General features: G+C 58.6%; 21 protein-coding genes. 17 read left to right on the forward strand and 4 right to left on the reverse strand.

Annotated elements, in window-relative coordinates:
* Nucleotides 1–24: 24 nt before the first annotated feature.
* The gene (locus tag D1222_RS10585) at nucleotides 25–1,389 is read right to left on the reverse strand and encodes an NAD-dependent succinate-semialdehyde dehydrogenase (RefSeq protein ID WP_119454238.1); all 1,365 of its coding nucleotides are present in this window, start codon (nucleotides 1,387–1,389) and stop codon (nucleotides 25–27) included.
* Nucleotides 1,390–1,447: 58 nt separating this feature from the next.
* Between D1222_RS10585 and D1222_RS10590 the strand changes: the two genes are divergently transcribed.
* The 5 genes from D1222_RS10590 to D1222_RS15975 all read left to right on the forward strand — a co-directional run bounded on the left by D1222_RS10590 (nucleotide 1,448) and on the right by D1222_RS15975 (nucleotide 6,560).
* On the forward strand, nucleotides 1,448–2,209 hold the full coding sequence (locus tag D1222_RS10590; RefSeq protein WP_233348684.1) for a 16S rRNA (uracil(1498)-N(3))-methyltransferase: 762 nt from the start codon (nucleotides 1,448–1,450) through the stop codon (nucleotides 2,207–2,209).
* A 10-nt stretch (nucleotides 2,210–2,219) separates the two neighbouring features.
* Nucleotides 2,220–3,599, forward strand: a complete 1,380-nt coding sequence (locus D1222_RS10595) for a glutamate--cysteine ligase (protein ID WP_119454240.1) — start codon at nucleotides 2,220–2,222, stop codon at nucleotides 3,597–3,599.
* Nucleotides 3,600–3,722: 123 nt separating this feature from the next.
* Entirely contained in the window at nucleotides 3,723–5,549 is a 1,827-nt protein-coding gene (locus D1222_RS10600; RefSeq protein WP_119454241.1) for a peptide MFS transporter, read from the forward strand.
* Nucleotides 5,550–5,691: 142 nt separating this feature from the next.
* Entirely contained in the window at nucleotides 5,692–6,111 is a 420-nt protein-coding gene (locus tag D1222_RS10605) for an energy transducer TonB (RefSeq protein WP_119454242.1), read from the forward strand.
* A gap of 62 nt (nucleotides 6,112–6,173) precedes the next feature.
* A complete protein-coding gene (locus tag D1222_RS15975) occupies nucleotides 6,174–6,560 on the forward strand; it encodes an energy transducer TonB (protein ID WP_182481953.1) in 387 nt (128 codons plus the stop codon).
* Here the strand turns inward: D1222_RS15975 and tldD are convergent.
* Complete coding sequence (gene tldD / locus D1222_RS10615; protein ID WP_119454244.1) at nucleotides 6,557–7,960, reverse strand: metalloprotease TldD; 1,404 nt, start codon at nucleotides 7,958–7,960, stop codon at nucleotides 6,557–6,559. The two genes, D1222_RS15975 and tldD, sit on opposite strands and share 4 nt — an antisense overlap.
* 50 nt (nucleotides 7,961–8,010) lie before the next feature.
* Nucleotides 8,011–8,562, reverse strand: a complete 552-nt coding sequence (locus tag D1222_RS10620; protein WP_233348686.1) for a tetratricopeptide repeat protein — start codon at nucleotides 8,560–8,562, stop codon at nucleotides 8,011–8,013.
* A gap of 153 nt (nucleotides 8,563–8,715) precedes the next feature.
* On the opposite strand from D1222_RS10620, the gene coxB reads away from it, so the two are divergent.
* The 9 genes from coxB to D1222_RS10665 all read left to right on the forward strand — a co-directional run bounded on the left by coxB (nucleotide 8,716) and on the right by D1222_RS10665 (nucleotide 17,478).
* Nucleotides 8,716–9,666, forward strand: coding sequence for a cytochrome c oxidase subunit II (gene coxB / locus D1222_RS10625; RefSeq protein ID WP_119454246.1), 951 nt, complete (start codon nucleotides 8,716–8,718; stop codon nucleotides 9,664–9,666).
* A gap of 20 nt (nucleotides 9,667–9,686) precedes the next feature.
* Nucleotides 9,687–11,366 carry a cytochrome c oxidase subunit I gene (gene ctaD, locus D1222_RS10630; protein ID WP_233348688.1) on the forward strand — a complete coding sequence of 560 codons (1,680 nt, stop codon included), beginning with the start codon at nucleotides 9,687–9,689 and terminating at the stop codon, nucleotides 11,364–11,366.
* 87 nt (nucleotides 11,367–11,453) lie between these two features.
* Entirely contained in the window at nucleotides 11,454–12,419 is a 966-nt protein-coding gene (locus tag D1222_RS10635) for a heme o synthase (RefSeq protein ID WP_119454247.1), read from the forward strand.
* Complete coding sequence (locus tag D1222_RS10640) at nucleotides 12,419–12,682, forward strand: hypothetical protein (protein WP_119454248.1); 264 nt, start codon at nucleotides 12,419–12,421, stop codon at nucleotides 12,680–12,682. Before D1222_RS10635 ends, D1222_RS10640 begins: the two co-directional genes overlap by 1 nt.
* Nucleotides 12,679–13,227: a cytochrome c oxidase assembly protein gene (locus D1222_RS10645; RefSeq protein WP_119454249.1), complete on the forward strand. Its 549-nt coding sequence runs from the start codon at nucleotides 12,679–12,681 to the stop codon at nucleotides 13,225–13,227. The genes D1222_RS10640 and D1222_RS10645 overlap by 4 nt, the downstream gene beginning before the upstream one ends.
* Nucleotides 13,228–13,298: 71 nt before the next feature.
* Nucleotides 13,299–14,174, forward strand: a complete 876-nt coding sequence (locus D1222_RS10650; RefSeq protein ID WP_119454250.1) for a cytochrome c oxidase subunit 3 — start codon at nucleotides 13,299–13,301, stop codon at nucleotides 14,172–14,174.
* A 161-nt stretch (nucleotides 14,175–14,335) separates the two neighbouring features.
* Complete coding sequence (locus tag D1222_RS10655) at nucleotides 14,336–15,031, forward strand: SURF1 family protein (RefSeq protein WP_119454251.1); 696 nt, start codon at nucleotides 14,336–14,338, stop codon at nucleotides 15,029–15,031.
* Nucleotides 15,028–16,413 carry a threonine synthase gene (gene thrC / locus D1222_RS10660; protein ID WP_119454252.1) on the forward strand — a complete coding sequence of 462 codons (1,386 nt, stop codon included), beginning with the start codon at nucleotides 15,028–15,030 and terminating at the stop codon, nucleotides 16,411–16,413. The genes D1222_RS10655 and thrC overlap by 4 nt, the downstream gene beginning before the upstream one ends.
* Nucleotides 16,414–16,452: 39 nt before the next feature.
* A complete protein-coding gene (locus D1222_RS10665; protein WP_119454253.1) occupies nucleotides 16,453–17,478 on the forward strand; it encodes an EAL domain-containing protein in 1,026 nt (341 codons plus the stop codon).
* A 4-nt stretch (nucleotides 17,479–17,482) separates the two neighbouring features.
* On the opposite strand, the gene D1222_RS10670 is transcribed toward D1222_RS10665, so the two are convergent.
* On the reverse strand, nucleotides 17,483–18,043 hold the full coding sequence (locus D1222_RS10670; protein ID WP_119454254.1) for a YqgE/AlgH family protein: 561 nt from the start codon (nucleotides 18,041–18,043) through the stop codon (nucleotides 17,483–17,485).
* Nucleotides 18,044–18,160: 117 nt separating this feature from the next.
* On the opposite strand from D1222_RS10670, the gene D1222_RS10675 reads away from it, so the two are divergent.
* From D1222_RS10675 to D1222_RS10685, 3 genes are all read left to right on the forward strand, one after another.
* The gene (locus tag D1222_RS10675; protein WP_119454255.1) at nucleotides 18,161–18,643 is read left to right on the forward strand and encodes a peroxiredoxin; all 483 of its coding nucleotides are present in this window, start codon (nucleotides 18,161–18,163) and stop codon (nucleotides 18,641–18,643) included.
* A 142-nt stretch (nucleotides 18,644–18,785) separates the two neighbouring features.
* On the forward strand, nucleotides 18,786–19,751 hold the full coding sequence (locus tag D1222_RS10680) for an SPFH domain-containing protein (protein WP_119454256.1): 966 nt from the start codon (nucleotides 18,786–18,788) through the stop codon (nucleotides 19,749–19,751).
* 2 nt (nucleotides 19,752–19,753) lie between these two features.
* Nucleotides 19,754–20,233 carry an NfeD family protein gene (locus D1222_RS10685; protein ID WP_119454257.1) on the forward strand — a complete coding sequence of 160 codons (480 nt, stop codon included), beginning with the start codon at nucleotides 19,754–19,756 and terminating at the stop codon, nucleotides 20,231–20,233.
* The last annotated feature ends 1 nt before the right edge of the window (nucleotide 20,234 follow it).

Here is a 20,234-nt window from a genome sequence, read left to right on the forward strand (position 1 = left end):
GCCCGGTATAACCGCAATCGCGCGTCAGGCGATAGACACGGTTTTGCGATTAATGAAGGCGCGAATGCCATCGCTGGCGAGTTCGCGGCCATACCCTGATGACTTCACGCCGCCGAATGGAAGTCGTGGGTCACTCGCCACCTTCGCATTCACGAATGTCGAGCCAGCATCGAGATCCCGTATTGCTGTTTCGATCTCTGTCTTTTCGGTCGTGCAAATGGACGAGCCGAGGCCGAATGGGCTGTCATTTGCGCGGTCGATGGCCTGCGAAAGGCTGGAAACCTTCCAGAGGGAGGCGACGGGGCCGAACATCTCTTCATGAGCTGCAGGCGCGCTTTCCGGAGCTTCCTCGAGTATCTGCGGGGCGTACCACCAGCCCTTGTCCGGTAGTGACGGTGTTTCGAGTAGGGGTTTTGCCCCTGCTGCGACTGACTTGTCGACCTGTTCGGCGAGGTCATCGCGAAGTGACTTCATGGCAAGCGGCCCGATCTTCGTATCGTCTGCCAGAGGATCGCCAATCTTGAGGGCTTTCATCCCTTCCACGAACCGGTCGCGGAACTCGTCATAGATGTCTTCATGCGCGAAGAAGCGCTTGGCCGCGATGCAGGACTGGCCATTGTTCTGCACACGGGCGTCAATGGCGGTTTCGACGGCGCTCTCAATATTGGCCGATGGCATGACAATGAACGCATCGGTGCCGCCAAGCTCCAGCACGGTCGGCTTAATCTCGTCTCCGGAAATCGACGCGACCGAGGCACCCGCTGGACCAGAGCCGGTCAGCGTCGCTGCACGCACGCGTCGGTCGCGCAGAACATTCTCGACGCCATCCGAGCCGATGAGCAGTGTCTGGAAGCATCCATCCGGAAAGCCGGCTTCCCGGAATACGTCCTCAATGTTTAGGGCGCAGCGCCACACATTCGAGGCGTGCTTCAAGAGGCCGACATTGCCCGCCATCAGCGCCGGAGCGGCAAAACGGAAAACCTGCCAGTATGGGAAGTTCCAGGGCATGACAGCGAGAACGGGCCCGATGGGAAGGTGGCGCACGAAAGACTGGCTGGCGTCCGTCTTGATCTTTTCGTCCTCGAGATAGGCTTCGGCGTGCTCGGCATAGTGGCGGCAGACCCAGGCGCATTTTTTCAGTTCCCCTTCTGCCTGCGCAAGTGGTTTGCCCATCTCGCGGCTCATCGCCGGGGCCCAGTCGTCAACGCGGCTCTCGATCACTTCCGCAGCTTTTTCCATCAACTTTGCGCGCTCATCAAAGCTCGTCAGGCGCCAGTGGGCGTATCGTTCATCTGCCTTTGCGAGTGCCGCATCCACGTCAACCTGACTGTGCGGTTCGAATGTTTCGATGATTTCTTCGGTGGCGGGATTGATGGAGCTGACACTCATCGTGCGGCCTCGCTGGTTTTGGCTTAACTCTCTGACAACAGAAGCCTATATGGTCGCCATGAGTTCCGTTCCCAGACTGTTCATCGATGCAGGCCTGTCTTCCGGAGAGAAGGTCTCGCTTAGCGACAATCAGGCAAACTATATCTTGCGGGTCATGCGGCTAGGTGAAGGCGCGCCTGTGCGGGTTTTCAACGGGCGCGACGGCGAGTGGATTGCCGCCGTTGTTCCAGAAAGCGGCAAGCGAGCGTCTATTGTCCCGGAGAGGCAGACGAGGCCGCAGGTAGAGACGCTGGATCTCACGCTTTTCTTTGCGCCGCTGAAAAAGGCGAGGACCGATTTCGTTGTCGAGAAAGCTTGTGAGCTTGGTGTGCGGCGAATCCAGCCCGTGATGACCGAGCGCACCCAATCGAGCCGCGTACGCCGTGACAGGCTGCAGTCTGTTGTGATCGAAGCCGCCGAGCAGACTGAACGGATGGATGTGCCCGAGGTCTTTGACGATGTGCCGCTTCAGGCCGCGTTGGAGGACTGGCCGGCCGGAAAGCCGCTCTATTATTGCGATGAGGCTGGCGATGCGCGGCCGATGCGTGAAGTGCTCTCCGACGCGAGCAGCGGCGCAGCGGGAATTCTTATCGGACCAGAAGGTGGTTTCTCTCCGAAAGAACGTGAATGGCTTCGAAAAAATGAGCAGATTCAACCGGTAACGCTCGGTCCTCGTATTCTCAGGGCAGAGACGGCCGTGGTCGCTGCGCTCACCCTATGGCAATCTTGTGTTGGCGACTGGCAGGAACATCCCTATCTGCCTGAAACCGAAAACGGCTAGAGGGGCCGGCATGACGACACCTACGTCAGACATCGACGAGAACGCCCCGCGTATCGAGTCAAAATCAGAGCTCGTCGAATGGATGGAGCAGGGCTGCGCGCCCAAGTCCGACTGGCGGATTGGCACCGAACACGAGAAGTTCGGTTTCATTCGCGACGGGTTGAAACCGCTTCCATATGATGGCGATGTCTCGATCCGTGCCATGCTCGAAGGCCTAGCCGACAAGTTCGGCTGGGAGCCGATTTCCGAATCAGGCCTGCTGATCGGTCTCAAGAAGGACGGTGCCAGCGTCAGCCTGGAGCCGGGCGGTCAGTTCGAGCTGTCCGGTGCGCCTCTGGAGCATATCCACCAGACCTGCAACGAGGTCGGCGACCATTTGAAAGAAGTGAGAGAGATCGCTGATCCGCTCGGCATCGGTTTCCTTGGCATGGGCTCGTCACCGCTGTGGACGATGGCCGAAACGCCCATGATGCCGAAGGGCCGCTACGCCATCATGCGGGACTATATGCTCAAGGTTGGGCGCCTCGGCCGCGAGATGATGTTCCGCACCTGCACGGTTCAGGTGAACCTCGATTTCGCCTCTGAAGCCGACATGCTGAAGAAATTCCGCGTGTCACTGGCTCTGCAGCCGCTGGGCACAGCTCTTTTTGCCAACTCGCCATTCACCGAAGGACGTCCGAACGGCTTCCTGTCCTACCGCTCTCACATCTGGACCGATACCGATCCGGACCGGTCCGGCATGCTTCCTTTCATGTTTGAGGATGGCGCTGGCTTTGAGAGGTATGTTGACTACGCCCTTGATGTGCCAATGTATTTTGTCCGCCGCGGCGGCAAGTATCTCGACGCCTCTGGTAAGAGCTTCCGCGATTTCATGGATGGCAAGTTGGACCTGCTGCCTGGCGAGAAGCCTGCCATCGACGACTTCGTCGATCACCTGTCGACCATTTTCCCGGAAGTGCGTCTGAAGCGCTTCCTTGAGATGCGCGGCTCTGATTCCGGTCCCTGGAGCCGGCTCTGCGCGTTCTCCGGCTTCTGGACGGGCATCCTGTATGAGCAAAGCTCGCTCGATGCGGCATGGGACCTGGTGAAAGACTGGACCGCAGCAGAGCGCGAGGCCATGCGTCAGTCTGTTCGGGTGCTTGGTCTTCGCACGCCGGTGCCTGGCGGCGGAACGCTCCAGGACCTCGCCAAGCAGGTTCTGTCGATCAGCCGGAATGGTCTCAAGGCGCGCGCCAAGTACAATAGCTCTGGCGACGACGAGACCGGCTTCATTGCTGAACTCGACGAGATTGCAGAAAGCGGGCTTACGCCAGCTGACCGGTTGCTCGAGCTCTATCATGGGGAATGGGGCAGGCGGGTCGAACCAGCCTTCGAAACGCTGGCCTACTAGCGGGCCTTTGCGTCTTTCTGATTACAAATGGCACATCATTGCTTGAGCCAGACCAAACTGCATGATCAAAGTGTGCGCTGACGAGGCGTGAGATCACGCGTGGAGAGGTTGAGGGTCTAGCTGATGTTTTCTGTTCTATTGTCGCTTCTGGCAGTGCCGCCACTCGGTTTCACGATGTGGCAGCTCAGGAAACATCCCAAGGGTCTCTATATCCTGTTCTTCGCAGAGATGTGGGAGCGTTTTTCCTATTACGGGATGCGCGCACTCCTCATCTTCTATCTCACCTGGCACTTCCTGTTCGAAAGCAGCTTCTCGCTAACGCTCTATGGCGCCTATGTGGCGCTGGTCTATCTCGGGCCTCTCCTCGGCGGCTGGCTGGCTGACAAGTATATCGGTTTCAGGAAGGCTGTGACCTTCGGTGCGATCCTGCTTGTGGCAGGTCACGGCCTGATGGGCCTGCATGGCCCAGCAGCGACCGAGACGCTCAACGTTGACGGAACTGTCTATGAGCTGGAGCGCCCTGAATACAGCGAGACGCGCGATCGTTTCATTGTCATCGACGGCGAGGAGATCGCCATTGATGGCTTCGTACAGCCTGAAGAGGGCTCAACGACGCGCATCGTCACCTTCCAGCAGGACGGCGCTGAAACGACGCTCACCGGTACGCTTGAAGAAGAGCGCAACCCGCTTTTTGCGACCATCCTGTTTGCCGCTCTCGCGCTGATCGTGGCGGGTGTTGGCTTCCTCAAGCCGAACATCTCGACCTGCGTAGGTGCGCTTTATGACCAGGGCGACCGCCGGCGCGATTCGGGCTTCACGCTGTACTATATGGGCATCAATCTCGGCTCATTCCTGTCGGGTATCTTCTGTGCCCTTGCTGCCGCGACGCTCGGCTGGTGGGCGGGCTTTGGCCTTGCTGCCGTCGGTATGCTCGCCGGCCTCCTCGTCTTCGTCTGGGGCCAAGGCTGGCTGGAAGGCCGCGCAGATCCGCCAGCAGATGTCGATCTGAAGACGCCGGTCTTTGCAGGCCTCAACCGCGAATGGCTGGTCTATGCAGCGGGTCTCGGCTTTGCAGTCGCAGCATTCTTCCTGCTGCAGATTGCCAGCATCATGACGATTGCCATGCACGTCGTTTTCCTCGTCGTGACGCTCGGCATTGTCATCTATATGCTCGTCAAGCTGGAGTCCGACACCCGGAACGCAATGATCGGTCTTCTCATCCTTACTGTGTCTTCAGTGCTGTTCTGGGCACTGTTTGACCAAGGGCCGACATCGCTGAACCTCTTTGCAGCGGCGCACGTCGACAATCAGGTTGGGGGCGAGCCTTTCCCGGCGCCGGTCCTTCAGTCGGCCAATCCGCTCTACATCATGTATTTCGCACCGCTGATCGCGGTCCTCTGGACCTGGCTCGGCAATCGCGGGATTGAGCCGAACAGCTTCATCAAGTTCGGTCTCGCCATGGTCCAGATCGGTGCAGGTTTCTTCGTGCTCAATCTCGGCATTCAGACCGCTGTGCCGGACGCCGACGGTGCGCTTCGCATCTCGGTGCTGTTCATCATGCTGATGTACCTGCTTCACACGACGGGTGAGATCTTCCTGTCTCCAGTGGGCCTCTCGGCTGTGACCAAGCTGTCGGCCAAGCAGATTGTCGGCTTCATGATGGGCTACTGGTTCCTCGCTTCGTCCTACGCGAACGTGATCGCAGCGGGTATCGCCCAAGCGACGCAGGTGCCTGAAGGCGCACCAGCTGAAGAAAGCCTCGCGGCATATAACGCGGTCTACCTCCAACTTGGCGGCGCGGCCGTTGGTCTCGGTGTTGTGCTGATCGTGCTCAGCCCATGGCTCCGCAACCTGACCAAGCATGCAGAGCGCAGCCACGGCCCCGGCGACAAAGAGCGCCGCGCCGAAGTGGACCCGTCTGGTGTCTCAATGGACCGGACGCAAAGCTAATCCTTCCTTCGCGTTGAAAATGATTGTCCCCGCAGGGTTCGCCTTGCGGGGATTTTCTTATTGAGGCGGGAAGCTTCAAGGTTGCGGCCTCAACGACAGCGCGATAGCGTCATGGTAGCGTTGTTGGGCGGGGAGTAGATTAATGAGGCGACTGGTATTGAGTGCGGCGTTTGCCGCTACAGCAGGTATTGCTGCGGCTACACCAGAAGACCGGGATGCGCAGCCGATCAATCCACCTGTGCCGAGCTATCCGATTGAAGCAGCAATGATGAATATGCCGGGTGCCTGTTTCGTGCGCTTCGATGTCGATGTTGAAGGACTGCCGGTGAATATTACCGCGACCTGCACAGACGCGATTTTCTGCTCTGAATCAAAGCGGGCCATAAGCCGGGTGTTCTTTGCGCCCAAGATTGTCGATGGCGAGCCCGTCATGCGCACCGATGTCGTCTACCCGCTGGAGTATCAATTGCAGGTCTGGGATCCGGAGCTTCAGCGTAATGTTCCGAAGGCCACCAGAGCCGATGCTGAACAGCTACCATGTGAGCCGGTGGCGGTGTCGTGAGAGCGAGAGGCTTACGCGTCGTCGTGTCTGCGGCGTTCGCATGCATTGCAACGTCAGTGGCAGTGGCTCAGGATCGCGATGCGCAACCGCTTACGTCCCCACAGCCATCCTACCCGTTTCTGGCATCGCTTTTTAATGTTCAAGGCGCGTGCGAAGTTCGCTTTTCAGTCGACGAGGAGGGGTTGCCGTTCGGGCTGACGACGCAGTGCACGCAGCCGATTTTCTGCCACGAGGCTGAACGTGCGGTTTCACGCGTGAGATTCTTGCCCAAACTCGTCGACGGCATTCCGACGGTTCGGCGGAATGTTATTTATCCCTTGGAATTTCGATTTTGGCAGTATGACCCTGAGACAGATACTTGGTCGGATCCTATAGATTACGACGATCACGATGCTGCCGAAGTCAACTACGGCCCAGTAGCACCATGCAAGGAAATTCCTGTCTCTTAGCCTGCGCCGCCCACTGTAAGCGCATCGACCTTCAGTGTCGGCTGACCGACGCCAACTGGGACGCTCTGGCCTGCCTTGCCGCAGGTGCCGACACCGTCATCCATGGCGAAGTCATTGCCGATCATGGACACTTTGTTGAGTGCTGTCGGGCCGTGGCCGATCAGGGTCGCATTCTTCACCGGTGCGATCACGTCGCCATTTTCGACGAGATAGGCTTCTGTGCACTGGAACACGAAATTGCCTGACGTGATGTCGACCTGGCCACCGCCAAAGTCGACAGCCCAGATACCGCGCTTGATGGATTTGACGATCTCGTCGGGGTCATCCTTGCCGCCCAGCATGACCGTATTTGTCATGCGCGGCATGATGCCGGCGTCATAGCTTTCGCGCCGTCCATTGCCTGTTGGTGCCATGCCCATCAGACGGGCATTCTGGCGGTCTTGCATATAGCCTTTCAGAATGCCGTCCTCGATCAGGACGTTGCGCTGGGTCGGCGTGCCTTCATCATCGAAAGAGAGTGAACCGCGCCGGGCGTCGAGCGTGCCGTCATCGACGACGGTGACGCCCTTGGCGGCGACCTGCTGGCCGATCTTGCCGGAATAGACACTGGTCTGCTTGCGATTGAAGTCGCCTTCGAGCCCGTGGCCAACTGCTTCGTGTAGCAGGACCGCGGGCCAGCCCGGGCCGAGAACAACTTCCATTTCACCCGCAGGTGCAGGGATGGAGTCGAGATTGATTTCCGCCTTGCGAAGCGCGCGTTCAGCCATTGCCTGCCAGCGCTCTGGTTTGATCCACTCTTCATATTCGGCGCGGCCACCAGCACCTGAGGTGGCCGATTCGCGGCGACCATTTTTTTCCAGCGTGACAGCAATGTTCAGCCGGACGAGAGGACGGACGTCATGAAAGGTTTCGCCTGCTGGCCGCAGGATATCGATTTCCTGATGGCTGCCAGCGAGTGAAACTGAAACCTGAACAACGCGCGGGTCCTTTGCGCGAACCCAGGCGTCGATTTCGGCGAGCAGGCCGGTCTTCACCGTGAAGCCAGGAGCTTCTGTCGGGTCGATAGGCTGGTAGAGCTTTCGGTTAGTGGGAACTGGCCCAGCTGCGAGGGAGCCAGAATAGCCGCGCTTGGCAGCTGAGGCGGTCTGCGCAGCGCGGCGAATCGCGTCGAGCGTCAGTTCACCGGCATGTGCATTGCCGCTAGCTTCTCCGGCAACCACCCTGAGGCCAAACCCCTGCGATGTGTCGAAGGCAGCAGACTTCAGCCTGCCATCGTCGAACATAAAGCTCTCAGAGCGTGCGCGCTGAACATAGATGTCGCCGTCGTCAGCCCCTTCACAGGCTTGGGCCAGGATACGGGTGGCTTCTGAGCGGTCGAATGGAAGATCTGTTTCAAGCATATGAAGACAATGGCCATTCGCCGCCCAGCCTGCAAGCGGGCAGGGGAGAGTTACTGCTGCTGAACCTCAAACCGGCTCAATTGGCGCTGTGCGAGGTCCCAGCCGGGTTTCAGCTCCAGAGACCGCTGGAAGTCATAATAGGCGCCAGGCACATCGCCGGTGTTCTCCCGAGCGATGGCGCGGTTGTAGTAGGCCGCAAACATATCGTTTGTATTGAGTTCAATAGCGCGATTCAGAGATACGAGTGCATCCGAGAAATTGCGCTGATAGATATGAGCTGCGCCCTCGTTCAGATAGGCAGCGCCAAGATCAGGCAGGATCGAGGTCGCGTTTGCATAGTCGCTAAGAGCTTGCTCATACTCGCCTTCGCGCATGCGTATGACGCCTCTATTGACGTAAGTCGCAGCTCGGTTCTCGCGCGTTAGCGTTTCCTCGCGGAGTGCACGCGAACAGGTCTGTTCTGCGATGCGATAGACGTAGTTACCGCTTTGGGCCTCATTGTAGCAATCTCGCGCAAGACCGCCGCCAACGACGAAGACCTGAGCGCTTGCGCTGGCGGCCGCGAACATGGCGACCGTGCCGGTCAGAAAGATACGTAACATGCCGGATACCTCCCTTTGGATGGGCTCAATATAGCGCTGCCCAGATACAAAGCGAAGCGGCTGCGACATATTTGATTTTGCTGAAGGGGCGGGTGGACGCAGCCCTACGCGACGGCTATTGCAAGGCTCGAATAATTACCAAGGAGTCGGGTTGTGCGTTTTCTCGTCGCTCTTCTTTCGATCCTTCCTTTCAGCGCCGCAGCCTTTGCCGCTGTGCCTGAGGAAGGCGGAATAAATCTTCAGACTGCTGCGACGCGAATCATGGAGCGTCTGCACTGGTTTCATAACTACCTGCTGGTGATCATCACGCTGATCACCCTGTTTGTGCTGGCGCTGATCGTCTGGGTTTGCGTCAAGTATAACAAGCGCGCCAATCCGGTCGCCCGAAAGTTCAGCCACAACACGCCGATTGAGATCGTCTGGACCGTTGTTCCTGTGCTGATCCTCGTCGCGATTGCGGGTCCGTCCTTCTCGAATCTGTTCTATCAGGAAAACCAGCCTGACCTTGAAGCGATCGCGACTGCTGAAGGCGACAACCCGAACATCTATCCTGATGCAGCCGCTCAAGGCTGGATCACGGTCAAGGCGCAAGGCAACCAGTGGAACTGGACCTATTCCTTCCCGGATGAGCTGGATGATGGCGGTTATCCCGTCGAGTTCGTTTCCAACCCGCTTCAGCGCGGCCTTTCGAGCGACAATCTCGATGAAGCGCTTGGTCCACGTAACCTCGCGGTCGACTATCCGCTCGTCCTGCCAGTGAACCGCTATGTGCGCTATCAAACGGCTGCATCAGACGTCATTCACTCCTGGACCGTTCCAGCTTTCGGCGTGAAAACCGATGCTGTTCCCGGTCGCCTCAATGAGGGCTGGTTCCTCGTCGAGGAAGAGGGCACCTATTACGGTCAGTGCTCCGAGCTTTGCGGCAAGGATCACGCCTATATGCCGATCGAGGTCCGCGTTGTTGATCAGGCGACCTATGACAGCTGGATTTCGACCCTTCGCTCTGGTGATTTCGAAGGCGCGTTCGGTGCGCTCGACCAGGCTCAAGTTGCAAGCAATTCCGACCGAGCAGATGCTGAAACGCGTCTCGCCCGCGCCGAGTAGAACCCAAGAGGATTTCTGACATGGCAATGGATCAAGTTTCGACCGTCCATGACGATCATGCCCACGATCACAAGCCGGGCTTCTTCACCCGTTGGTTCCTGTCCACGAACCACAAGGACATCGGTACGCTGTACCTCGTCTTTGCAATCATTGCGGGTATCGTAGGTTACACCCTTTCCGGCATCATCCGTCTTGAGCTGGCTCAGCCGGGTATTGGACCACTCACCAGCCTGATGGAGTTCTTTGGCTACACTGGCGATCAGGCCATTGAGCACGCCAAGCACTTCTACAACGTCGTGATCACCTATCACGGCCTCATCATGATCTTCTTCATGGTGATGCCGGCGCTTATCGGCGGCTTCGGCAACTGGTTTGTTCCGCTCATGATCGGTGCGCCAGACATGGCGTTCCCGCGCATGAACAACATCTCGTTCTGGCTCACCGTTGCGGCCTTCATCATGGCGTGTATCTCCATGCTGATCCCGGGCACTGGTCAGTTCCTTGGTTTTGGTGGTGGCTGGGTGCTGTATCCGCCGCTCTCCAGCGCGACCGGTCACCCTGGTCCGTCGATGGATCTCCTCATCCTGTCGCTTCACACGGCCGGTATTGCGTCCATTCTTGGTGCCATCAACTTCATCGTGACCATCCTGAACATGCGTGCGCCGGGCATGACCCTGCACAAGATGCCTCTGTTTGCGTGGTCGATGCTGGTTACCGCCGTCCTGCTGCTTCTGGCTCTGCCGGTTCTCGCAGGTGCACTCACCATGCTTCTGACCGATCGTAACTTCGGTTCGCAATTCTTCGATCCGTCCGGCGGCGGCGACCCGATCATGTTCCAGCACCTGTTCTGGTTCTTCGGTCACCCGGAAGTGTACATCATGATCCTGCCGGCCTTCGGCATTATCAGCCACATTGTTTCGACCTTCTCGAACAAGCCAGTGTTCGGCTATCTCGGCATGGCCTACGCTATGGTCTCGATTGGCGCGATCGGCTTCATCGTGTGGGCGCACCACATGTACACGGTCGGCATGCCAGCTGACATGAAGGCCTACTTCGTGGCTGCAACCATGGTGATCGCGGTGCCGACCGGGATCAAGATCTTCTCCTGGATCGCGACCATGTGGGGCGGCTCCATCGATTTCTCAGTTCCTATGGTCTGGGCGATCGGCTTTATCTTCCTGTTCACCGTCGGCGGTGTGACGGGTGTGGTGCTCGCGAACGCAGGCATCGACCACATCCTGCACGACACCTATTACGTCGTGGCTCACTTCCACTACGTGCTGTCGCTTGGCGCAGTGTTCGGTCTCTTTGCAGGCTGGTACTACTGGTTCGAGAAGATGTTCGGCGTGAAGTACAATAAGGGCATCGGTTACGCGCACTTCTGGACGATGTTCATTGGTTCGAACCTGCTGTTCTTCCCGCAGCACTTCCTCGGCCTGAACGGTATGCCGCGCCGCTACATCGACTATGCGGACGCCTTCTCCACCTGGCACTTCTGGTCATCGATGGGCTATGCGGTCACGCTGGTCGCGACGCTGATCTTCTTCGTCGGTGTGGTTGAAGCTGCTATCCGCCGCCGGAAGGGTGTTGGTAATCCGTGGGGCGAAGGTGCCACCACGCTGGAATGGACGCTGCCTTCGCCGCCGCCATTCCACCAGTTCAACGAGCTGCCTGAAGTGAAGCCAGAAGGTCACCACTAAAGGGCCGTTGAACGACTGAAACAGAGCGGCCCTTCGCGTTCAGTGTCGCGAAGGGCCGTTTCCATCTTGATGGAGCACATGAAACAGATGTCGCATGTCGATACAGCCGATATGACCCAGGACGCGCCGCGATATGCGACCGCCAGTGATTATGTGCAGCTTATGAAGCCGCGCATCATGATGCTGGTTGTCTTTACCGGGCTTGCTGGCCTCGTCAGCGCGGTCGGCGTCACGGGTGTTTCTGTAAACCCGCTCATGGCTGCAATCGCGACGCTTGCAATCGCGCTCGGCTCCGGCGCCGCTGGCGCGATCAATATGTGGTATGACGCCGATATCGACGCGATTATGAGCCGGACATCGACGCGTCCGATCCCATCAGGTGCCGTGCCGCGCGATGAGGCCATCGCGCTTGGTCTCGTGATGAGCGGGGTCTCCGTTCTTCTCATGTGGCTGGCGTCCAATGCTGTCGCCGCTGCGCTCCTCGCGCTTTCCATCGCCTATTATGGCTGGTTCTACACGATGCTTCTTAAGCGTCGGACGCCGCAGAACATCGTTATCGGTGGTGCGGCGGGCGCATTCCCGCCTGTCATTGGCTGGGCAGTCGTGACGGGCAGCGCGCCGCTCGATGCCTGGCTGCTGTTCGCAATCATTTTCTTCTGGACGCCTCCACATTTCTGGGCGCTCAGCCTGCTCGCGCACGGTGAGTACAAGAAGGCCAACGTTCCTATGCTGCCTGTGACCCATGGCGCAAAGGTAACCCGCAACCAGATTATGGCCTACACGCTGCTTCTGGCGCCGCTGGCCCTCGCGCCGGTGCTGACCGGGCTCGGTGGTCTCGTTTATGGCATCTCGGCAGCGCTTCTGGGTGTTGTTTTTGTCAAGCTGGCCGTCGACGTGTGGCGTAGTGATGCCGGTGCAGTGCCGGTGCAGCCAGAGGGTGCAAAAGAAGCCAAGCGTCTCTTCGCATTCTCGATCCTTTATCTGTTCCTGCTCTTCGCCGCGCTGATTATCGAGCACGGGTTTGGAGCATATATTTCGGTGCCGGGCCTCTGATGAGCGAAGCACCTCAAACCCCGCCAAGGCTCGATGAAGACGCCCGCCAGGCCCAGAAACGCCGTAACTGGTGGCTTGCGCTTGCCCTGTTCGCCTTCGTCATTCTCGTCGGTGTGACCACTGTTGTGCGCCTCGCGGACTCTGAGCTTGGCCCCGATGGCGGCTTTTACTGGAGCAATCCTCCGCAAAGCGACAGCCGGCCCATGCCTGACTTGCCGGAAGGTGACGAGAGCCAACCGGCAGAAGACGGAGGCGACCAATGAACAATCGTACGCTAGCTCTTGGGTTTGGCGTTGCCGCTCTCGGTATGCTCGGCCTCGCTTTTGCGTCGAAGCCACTCTACGACACGTTCTGCCGCGTCACGGGCTTTGGCGGCACAACGCAGGTTGCCGACGCTGCACCAGAAGAAATTCTCGATCGAACTGTGAATGTGCGCTTCGATGCAAACGTGATGAACGCGCCTGTCCAGTTTCGCGCGCTTCAGACCAGCATGGACGTTCATCTCGGCGAACATGGCCTCGCCTTCTTCGAGGTAACGAACACTGCTGATCACGATGTTAGCCTGATGGCGTCGTATAATGTGACGCCCCACAGGGCTGGCATCTACTACAACAAGCTGGAATGCTTCTGTTTTGAGGAACGCATCGTTAAAGCGGGCGAAACCAAGAAGCTGCCAGTCGTCTATTTCGTCTCACCGGAAATGGACGCAGATTCAAATCTCGCGGATGTGCGGACTATCACGCTGTCCTATACCTTCTACGAGACAGACAAATTTCGGGGTGCGGCCAAATCGGCTGCACTTAACTAGACGGTTGCGACTCCATTGGCCTGCGGGCTAAAAGGCGCGAAGAATTAGATGGATGATAGGGATTCCGGGCAATGGCACATGATGAAGTGAAACATGACTATCACCTCGTGAACCCATCTCCCTGGCCACTGCTGGGGTCGATGGCGATGGTTGTGCTGGCGGTAGGCGCCGTATCATACATGAAGGGGCTTTTCGGTATTCCGGAAGGTTCGCCTTGGCTCATGCTGATTGGCCTCGGCTTTGTCGGCTATGTGATGTTCGGCTGGTGGCGCGAAGTCATCAAGGAAAGCAAGGCAGGCGACCACACGCCGGTCGTCTCCATCGGTCTCAAATACGGTATGGTCCTCTTCATCGCGTCGGAGATCATGTTCTTCGTTGCGTGGTTCTGGAGCTTCTTCGAATTCGCCATCTTCCATGGTGCGCGCGTTGGTGACTCCTTTGATGCAGCAAACCCGCTTTACGCTGAGGCGCTTCAGGCAGTTGGCGGCCAGTGGCCACCCGCAGGCGTTGAGCTCTTTGACCCATTCCATCTGCCGCTCATGAACACGCTGGTTCTGCTGCTTTCGGGCACGACCGTCACGGCAGCCCACCACGCTCTGCAGCACGATAACCGCAAGACGGCTATCAACATGCTGGCAATCACGGTTCTGCTCGGCATCTTTTTCACCGGTCTCCAGATCCTCGAATACTCGCATGCTGGCTTCAGCTATGACGGCACGCTCTACGGCTCTGCGTTCTTCATGGCGACCGGCTTCCATGGTGCACACGTCGTCATCGGGACGATCTTCCTCGCGGTCTGCCTCATTCGTCTGATGACAGGCGGCATGTCGGCCAAGAAGCACCTGGGCTTTGAGTTCGCGGCCTGGTACTGGCACTTCGTTGACGTCGTGTGGCTGTTCCTCTTCGCATTCGTCTACGTCATTCCTTACCTGGTGCTCGGCCACTAGGAGGACTGATTGGCTGGCAATTTGTCACCGATAGAAGCCGGGCTCGCTTGTCGATGCCCGGCTTTTTGCAAGGCGCCTCTTCTTGCGGCAATTGCGGTCGCAGGCCAGCGAAAACGAACCGCAGTGAATTCCGATCAAGTCGCGCACGCCGGGTCCGCCCCATGACCTTCAAACCCATGCCACTTCTATCGGTGCTGACAATTGCCAGCCTGATCATTCTCGTCATGCTCGGTAACTGGCAGTATGCGCGCTACGCTGAAAAGAAAGCGCAGGGGCAGGTCGAAAACGATCCGTTCCAAACGTTGAGTGTCGAAGTTGATACGTCGAATGCCGGGTTTGCTCAGCAAGTGTACGGCATTGTCGACGGCGAGGCGATCTGGCGACGCTATGTGCCCGGACGCATCAACGGGGAAGGCCCGGTCGTCCTGCTGCTATGGGACGCCGTCGCTGGCACCGATCCGATACCGCTTCAGATTTCTGACCTCAGCGACTTTGAAGGCCGTGCCAACGCGTTTGAGCGCCCGGCACAGAGAGGTGGCCTCGCAGGTGGCAGCAATCCTGAGCGCGACCTCTGGTATGGTTTCAATGCAGAGCTGATGCTGGACAATCTAGGCTATGCCCAAGAGTCCGGCCGCGTTGTGGAGCCCGACACCATGCGCGTCGTTCTCGGCGCTGACATGTCGCGTTCGCGCACGACTGAAAATCCATATGCCATGCTGACCGGGCGGGACCCATTGCCGCCTGAACGCCACTTCGGCTATGCGCTCACCTGGTGGGGAATGGCGATCGGCCTGATTGGGGTCTACATCGCTTTCCATCGCTCTCAGGGGCGGCTGAAGTTCGGAGGCAAATCGTGAAATTCATTTCCACGCGTGGTCAGGCAGAGCCGGTCGGTTTTGTCGATGCATGCCTTTCAGGCCTTGCGCCTGATGGTGGTCTTTACGTGCCTGAAAGCTGGCCAGTCATCGAGCGTGCAACAGCCGATGAGAGCTATGTCTCGGTCGCCAGCCGGGTAATCTCTGCATTTGCGGGCGATGAGCTTGCAAGCAAAACAATTGAAGGCATTTGCGAGCGGGCCTATTCCAGCTTCTCGCATAAAAGCGTCGCCCCGCTCGTTCAGTGGGGCGCAAACCGCTTCATCATGGAGCTTCATCACGGGCCAACGTTGGCGTTCAAGGACGTCGCGATGCAGCTGATCGCCCAGCTATTCGATGAGGTTCTCTCCACGCGTGGCCTTCGGATGAGCGTCACTTGCGCAACATCGGGTGATACGGGCGGTGCAGCCGCTGCAGCTTTTGCCGGGGCGTCGCAGGTCGACCTCTTCATTCTGCACCCCTATGAGCGGGTTTCTCCAGTCCAGCGCCTGTTTATGACGACGACGGGCGCGGACAATGTGCACAACATCGCAATCGATGACGATTTCGATGTCTGTCAGGCCATCGTAAAATCCCTTTTTGCTGACCGCGACTTCGTCAATCAGACCTACCTGTCGGGCGTGAATTCGATCAACTGGGCGCGCATTGCGGCTCAGGCCGTCTATTATGCGACGACCCAGGCAGCGCTGGGCGCCGACCGCTCTCTTCGGTTTGTCGTGCCAAGCGGCAATATGGGCGACGCGCTGGCCGGCTATGTGGCTGCACGCTGCGGTCTTCTTTCAGGGTTTGAAGCTGTCTGCGCCGTCAATGGCAACGACACGCTGCGTGTCCTGTTCGAGGAGGGGCGCATGCTGCGCAAGCCCGCTCTTGCAACGCCAAGTCCGGCCATGGACATCTCCGTGCCGAGTAATTTCGAGCGTCTCGCTTTCGAGGTAAGCGGCCGTGACCCGGAACTGGTGCGCGGACTTTATGACAGCTTCGCCCAATCCGGCGCTGTTGACCTTCCCGACCGTATCTCCGGCCCGCTGGGCTGCAGCGGCCTCTCTGCGGCGGCGGTTTCTGATGCAGAAACACTAGACGAGATGAATAAGGTCCATGATGAGACCGGCTGGCTCATCTGCCCGCATACGGCGGTCGGCACGCATGTTGCGCGGCGCAAGCCCGTCAGCGGCGATGTTACAGATGTGGTTCTTGCAACGGCGCACCCGGCAAAATTCCCTGAGACCATCAAGGAAGCGGTTGGACGCGCGTGCCCGCTGCCGGATCGTGTTGCAGGTCTGGCCGACCGCGTCGAACGCTTCGAGCGCCTGCCGTCAAACGTGTCCGATGTTCGCCGCTACATCCTCGAAAATCGCCGCGCCTGACGCTCGCCAGCGTCTGCGAATGGGGCTAGGTTCGGTCCGATGTTGTCGGCTGACCCTCTCACGCTAGGCGAATGGTCATGGGATGCGCAGTCCTCGCGCCTCGCCATTCATATCGACGCGTCTACAGGGTATCAGGAGATTGACGGCGTCTGGACCCTGCAATCGGTTTCCAAAGTACTGGCAGGCCTTAGCCATCAGAGGCTTCATCAGCTTTTTTCTGACGGGGCATCTGGTACGGACCCGGTCTCCTGCCGCCTGAAGCTTTCGACAGGCAAATCGCTGACCCTGACAGGGCAATTCAAAGCGGATGGGTCGGCGTCGGGCGTGCTGATGCGCCGGGGTGAAGCGGAAGAATGGCTGGCCGACCCGTCAGGCGCAGAGCTGGAGGCCGCGTTCCAGCCAATCGTATCGCTCCACACCGGAGAGATTGGCGGTTTCGAAGCTCTGGCACGTTGGCCGAGAGCGAGTGCTGGCCACCCTTACAGCCCTGAAGACAGAGGGCTCGCAACGTCCATGTTGATGCGCGCCAGCGAGGCCTTGTCTGCGTGGATACGCGATAGCGGCCGGCAAGACCTCTTTGTGAACGTCAACGTGACAGCGCCAGACCTTGCTGAAGAAACGCTTGTCGCGTTGGTGGGCGACCTCATCGCGGGCCACGACTTTTCGCCGGGTCAGTTGCGAATTGAGCTGACAGAACAGGCAGCACTACGTGACCCGGAGACGGCCCTTCGGACGGTTGAAGCATTGAAGGACGCCGGGGCAGGCGTCGTGCTTGATGATTTCGGCACCGGCCATTCGTCCTTTGAGTGGCTGGAAGCCTTGCCTGCGGATGGCCTCAAGGTGGATGCGGACCTCATCAGAAAGCTTGAGCGCCCGCGCATGCAGACCATCCTGAAGGCCGTTACCGGACTTGCCCACGAGCTCGGCTTGAGCACGACGGCTGAGGGCGTCGAGGATCTGGAGACCGTGGGACGTCTGAAATCACTTGGTTTTGACTTCGTGCAGGGGTTTGCTTTCTCAAGACCGCTGCCTGCGGCGCAGGCCGGCAAGCTCCTGAAAGCCTAACCCTTTAGGCGTTCCCGCCCGCGCTGTGCAGCCGCGCAACATCAATGCCGATCAGTTTGAGCGCGGTTGACCATTTGGAGGCGTGGCCTGGCCCGAAAACGAGATCCGGGATCGGGTCGCTGACGATCCAGGCATTGTCGGCGATTTCGGTCTCAAGTTGTCCCGCGCCCCAGCCAGAATAGCCAAGCGCCATGATCGATTCCCGTGGCGCTTCGTCAGATGCGATGGCGACCAGCACATCACGCGTCGCCGTCAGGCAGAAGTCATGATTGATGGCCAGCGTGGCCCCCTCACAGTGGAAGTCATCGGTGTGGACCACAAAGCCCCGATCCGTCCCGACTGGGCCGCCATTCAGCACGGCGCTGTCTGGGATCTTGATATCCTGCTCGATGCCAAGCTGCGACAGGAGCTGGGGCAAGGTGAGGTCATCAATCGGCTTGTTGAGGACAATACCCATCGCATATTCGGGCTCGTGCGCGCAGACGAGCACAACCGACCTTGAAAACCGGGAGTCTCCGATTGAGGGCATGGCAATCAGTAGCTTGCCAGTCAGATCGCTCATCATGATCTGGTCACCTTTCCTTGGATGAAAGCTGACTCAGGCCCGGTGATTTATCAAGGTTCGATTGAAAGCTTGCCCGCACTTGCATAAGAAGCGAGCAGTTTCGCAAGGAGAAATTCAATGACGATCAAGCAAGGCGATAAACTTCCAGACGCCGTCCTGATGGAAATGACGGGCAATGGTCCTGAGCCACGCAAGACCGACGACATCTTCAAGGGCAAGACCGTCGCGCTCTTCGCCGTTCCAGGCGCTTTCACGCCAACCTGTTCAGCCAAGCACCTGCCGGGCTTTGTAGAGAAGTCCGAAGAGCTGCACGGCAAGGGTGTCGATGACATTGTCTGCACGTCGGTCAACGATGTCTTCGTGATGAATGCCTGGGGCGAGTCGGCCAAGACCGGCGGCAAGGTCCGTATGTTGGCGGACGGCAATGGCGCTTTCGCAAAGGCCATGGGCCTTGAGATGGATGCCAGCGGCTTCGGTATGGGTGAGCGGTCCAAGCGCTATTCCATGCTGGTGAAGGACGGCGTCGTCGAGCAGCTCAATGTCGAAGATGGCGGCGAATTCAAAGTGTCTTCGGCCGACTATCTTCTTGGCCAGCTCTAAGCCGAATTTAGGTCAGCAACACAGCTGACTCGGTCTATAAACGGCGCATGCCTTCGAGGTGTGCGCCGTTTTTCAATTTAGTCTTATTGAAAAACGATGAAAACGCCCCGATATCAGTCCTAGGTTAAGGAGGAAAGCCTGGATGGAACCATCTGTCATTGTCGTCATAGTCATTGCTGCAGTCGCGCTCATCGTGCTGGTTTCGGCCATCAAGGTCGTGCCGCAGGGATATAATTTCACGGTCGAGAATTTTGGTCGCTATACCAATACCTTGTCGCCCGGACTTCACTTCATCATTCCGTTCTATCAGCGCGTTGGCCGCAAGATGAACATGATGGAAAGCGTGCTCGACATTCCAACGCAGGAAGTGATCACCAAGGACAATGCGATGGTGTCTTGTGATGCTGTCGTCTTCATTCAGGTGATCGACCCGGTTTCGGCGGCCTACGAGGTCAACAATCTCCAGAACGCTATTCAGAACCTGTCCCTGACGAACATCCGGACGGTCGTCGGCTCGATGGATCTCGATGAAGTCCTGTCGAACCGCGACGAGATCAATGCGCGGCTTCTTTCAGTTGTCGATGCGGCGACGAACCCGTGGGGCGTGAAGGTCACCCGGATCGAAATTGCCGACCTGACACCGCCGGCTGATATCACTGAGGCCATGGCCCGCCAGATGAAGGCCGAGCGCCTGAAGCGTGCCGAAATCCTCACTGCGGAAGGCGACAAGCAGTCTGCCATTTTGAAGGCCGAAGGCGCCAAGCAGTCTCAAATCCTTGAGGCAGAGGGCCGCCGCGAAGCTGCGTTCCGCGACGCAGAAGCACGTGAGCGCGAAGCAGAGGCTGAGGCCAAAGCGACCGCCATGGTGTCTGAAGCCATCGCCAAGGGCGATGTGAACGCGATCAATTATTTCCTCGGCCAACAATACGTCATGGCCTTCGAGAAGCTCGCAACGTCGCAGAGCAACAAGACTGTGATCATCCCGGCTGAGTTCAGCTCCATCCTCGGCACGATCGAGGGCATTCGTGGCCTCACTGAGAGCGCTGGCAAGTCGCTTGCCGCCAACGCAGGCGGTGCAGTCCCAACAACCCGCAGGCGGGAGGAATAGTCGTGGACGCACTCATTGACCTGATCTGGCCCCTCAGCGCCTGGCACTGGCTTGTCCTCGCGCTGGTCCTCCTCGCGATCGAGACGATGCTTGGCACGTTCGACCTGCTCTGGGTCTCGATTGCGGCCGGTGCAACGGCAGTGTTTTCAGCGTTCGCAATCATTGGAAGCCATAGCTGGCAGGGGCAGTTCCTGTTCTTTGCTGTCGCGGCTGTTGGACTTGTCGTGCTTGGACGAACTGTCTTTGCGGACATGCGCAAGAAGGTTGCCGAGCATCCAACGCTGAACCGGCTGATGAGCCGCACCCTCGGTCAGCGCGCCACCGTGATCGCTGCTTTCGCGAACGGCCAGGGCAGGGTGCGCCTTGGCGACACCGAGTGGCCAGCCGAGACGACTGACGGCAGTAACCCGGACACGGGCGCGTCCGTCATTGTCGATGGGACTGAGGGCAACGGCCTCAAGGTGAAGCCAGCAAGCGCCTAGA

Source organism: Henriciella algicola (genome assembly GCF_003576245.1).
Lineage (GTDB): Bacteria > Pseudomonadota > Alphaproteobacteria > Caulobacterales > Hyphomonadaceae > Henriciella > Henriciella algicola.

Coding starts and splice junctions, on each gene's coding strand:
- D1222_RS10585 (WP_119454238.1), bottom strand. CDS start 1,389: ATGAGTGTCAGCTCCATCAATCCCGCCACCGAAGAAATCATCGAAACA.
- D1222_RS10590 (WP_233348684.1), top strand. CDS start 1,448: ATGAGTTCCGTTCCCAGACTGTTCATCGATGCAGGCCTGTCTTCCGGA.
- D1222_RS10595 (WP_119454240.1), top strand. CDS start 2,220: ATGACGACACCTACGTCAGACATCGACGAGAACGCCCCGCGTATCGAG.
- D1222_RS10600 (WP_119454241.1), top strand. CDS start 3,723: ATGTTTTCTGTTCTATTGTCGCTTCTGGCAGTGCCGCCACTCGGTTTC.
- D1222_RS10605 (WP_119454242.1), top strand. CDS start 5,692: ATGAGGCGACTGGTATTGAGTGCGGCGTTTGCCGCTACAGCAGGTATT.
- tldD (WP_119454244.1), bottom strand. CDS start 7,960: ATGCTTGAAACAGATCTTCCATTCGACCGCTCAGAAGCCACCCGTATC.
- D1222_RS10620 (WP_233348686.1), bottom strand. CDS start 8,562: ATGTTACGTATCTTTCTGACCGGCACGGTCGCCATGTTCGCGGCCGCC.
- ctaD (WP_233348688.1), top strand. CDS start 9,687: ATGGCAATGGATCAAGTTTCGACCGTCCATGACGATCATGCCCACGAT.
- D1222_RS10635 (WP_119454247.1), top strand. CDS start 11,454: ATGTCGCATGTCGATACAGCCGATATGACCCAGGACGCGCCGCGATAT.
- D1222_RS10640 (WP_119454248.1), top strand. CDS start 12,419: ATGAGCGAAGCACCTCAAACCCCGCCAAGGCTCGATGAAGACGCCCGC.
- D1222_RS10645 (WP_119454249.1), top strand. CDS start 12,679: ATGAACAATCGTACGCTAGCTCTTGGGTTTGGCGTTGCCGCTCTCGGT.
- D1222_RS10650 (WP_119454250.1), top strand. CDS start 13,299: ATGGCACATGATGAAGTGAAACATGACTATCACCTCGTGAACCCATCT.
- D1222_RS10655 (WP_119454251.1), top strand. CDS start 14,336: ATGACCTTCAAACCCATGCCACTTCTATCGGTGCTGACAATTGCCAGC.
- D1222_RS10665 (WP_119454253.1), top strand. CDS start 16,453: ATGTTGTCGGCTGACCCTCTCACGCTAGGCGAATGGTCATGGGATGCG.
- D1222_RS10670 (WP_119454254.1), bottom strand. CDS start 18,043: ATGATGAGCGATCTGACTGGCAAGCTACTGATTGCCATGCCCTCAATC.
- D1222_RS10675 (WP_119454255.1), top strand. CDS start 18,161: ATGACGATCAAGCAAGGCGATAAACTTCCAGACGCCGTCCTGATGGAA.
- D1222_RS10680 (WP_119454256.1), top strand. CDS start 18,786: ATGGAACCATCTGTCATTGTCGTCATAGTCATTGCTGCAGTCGCGCTC.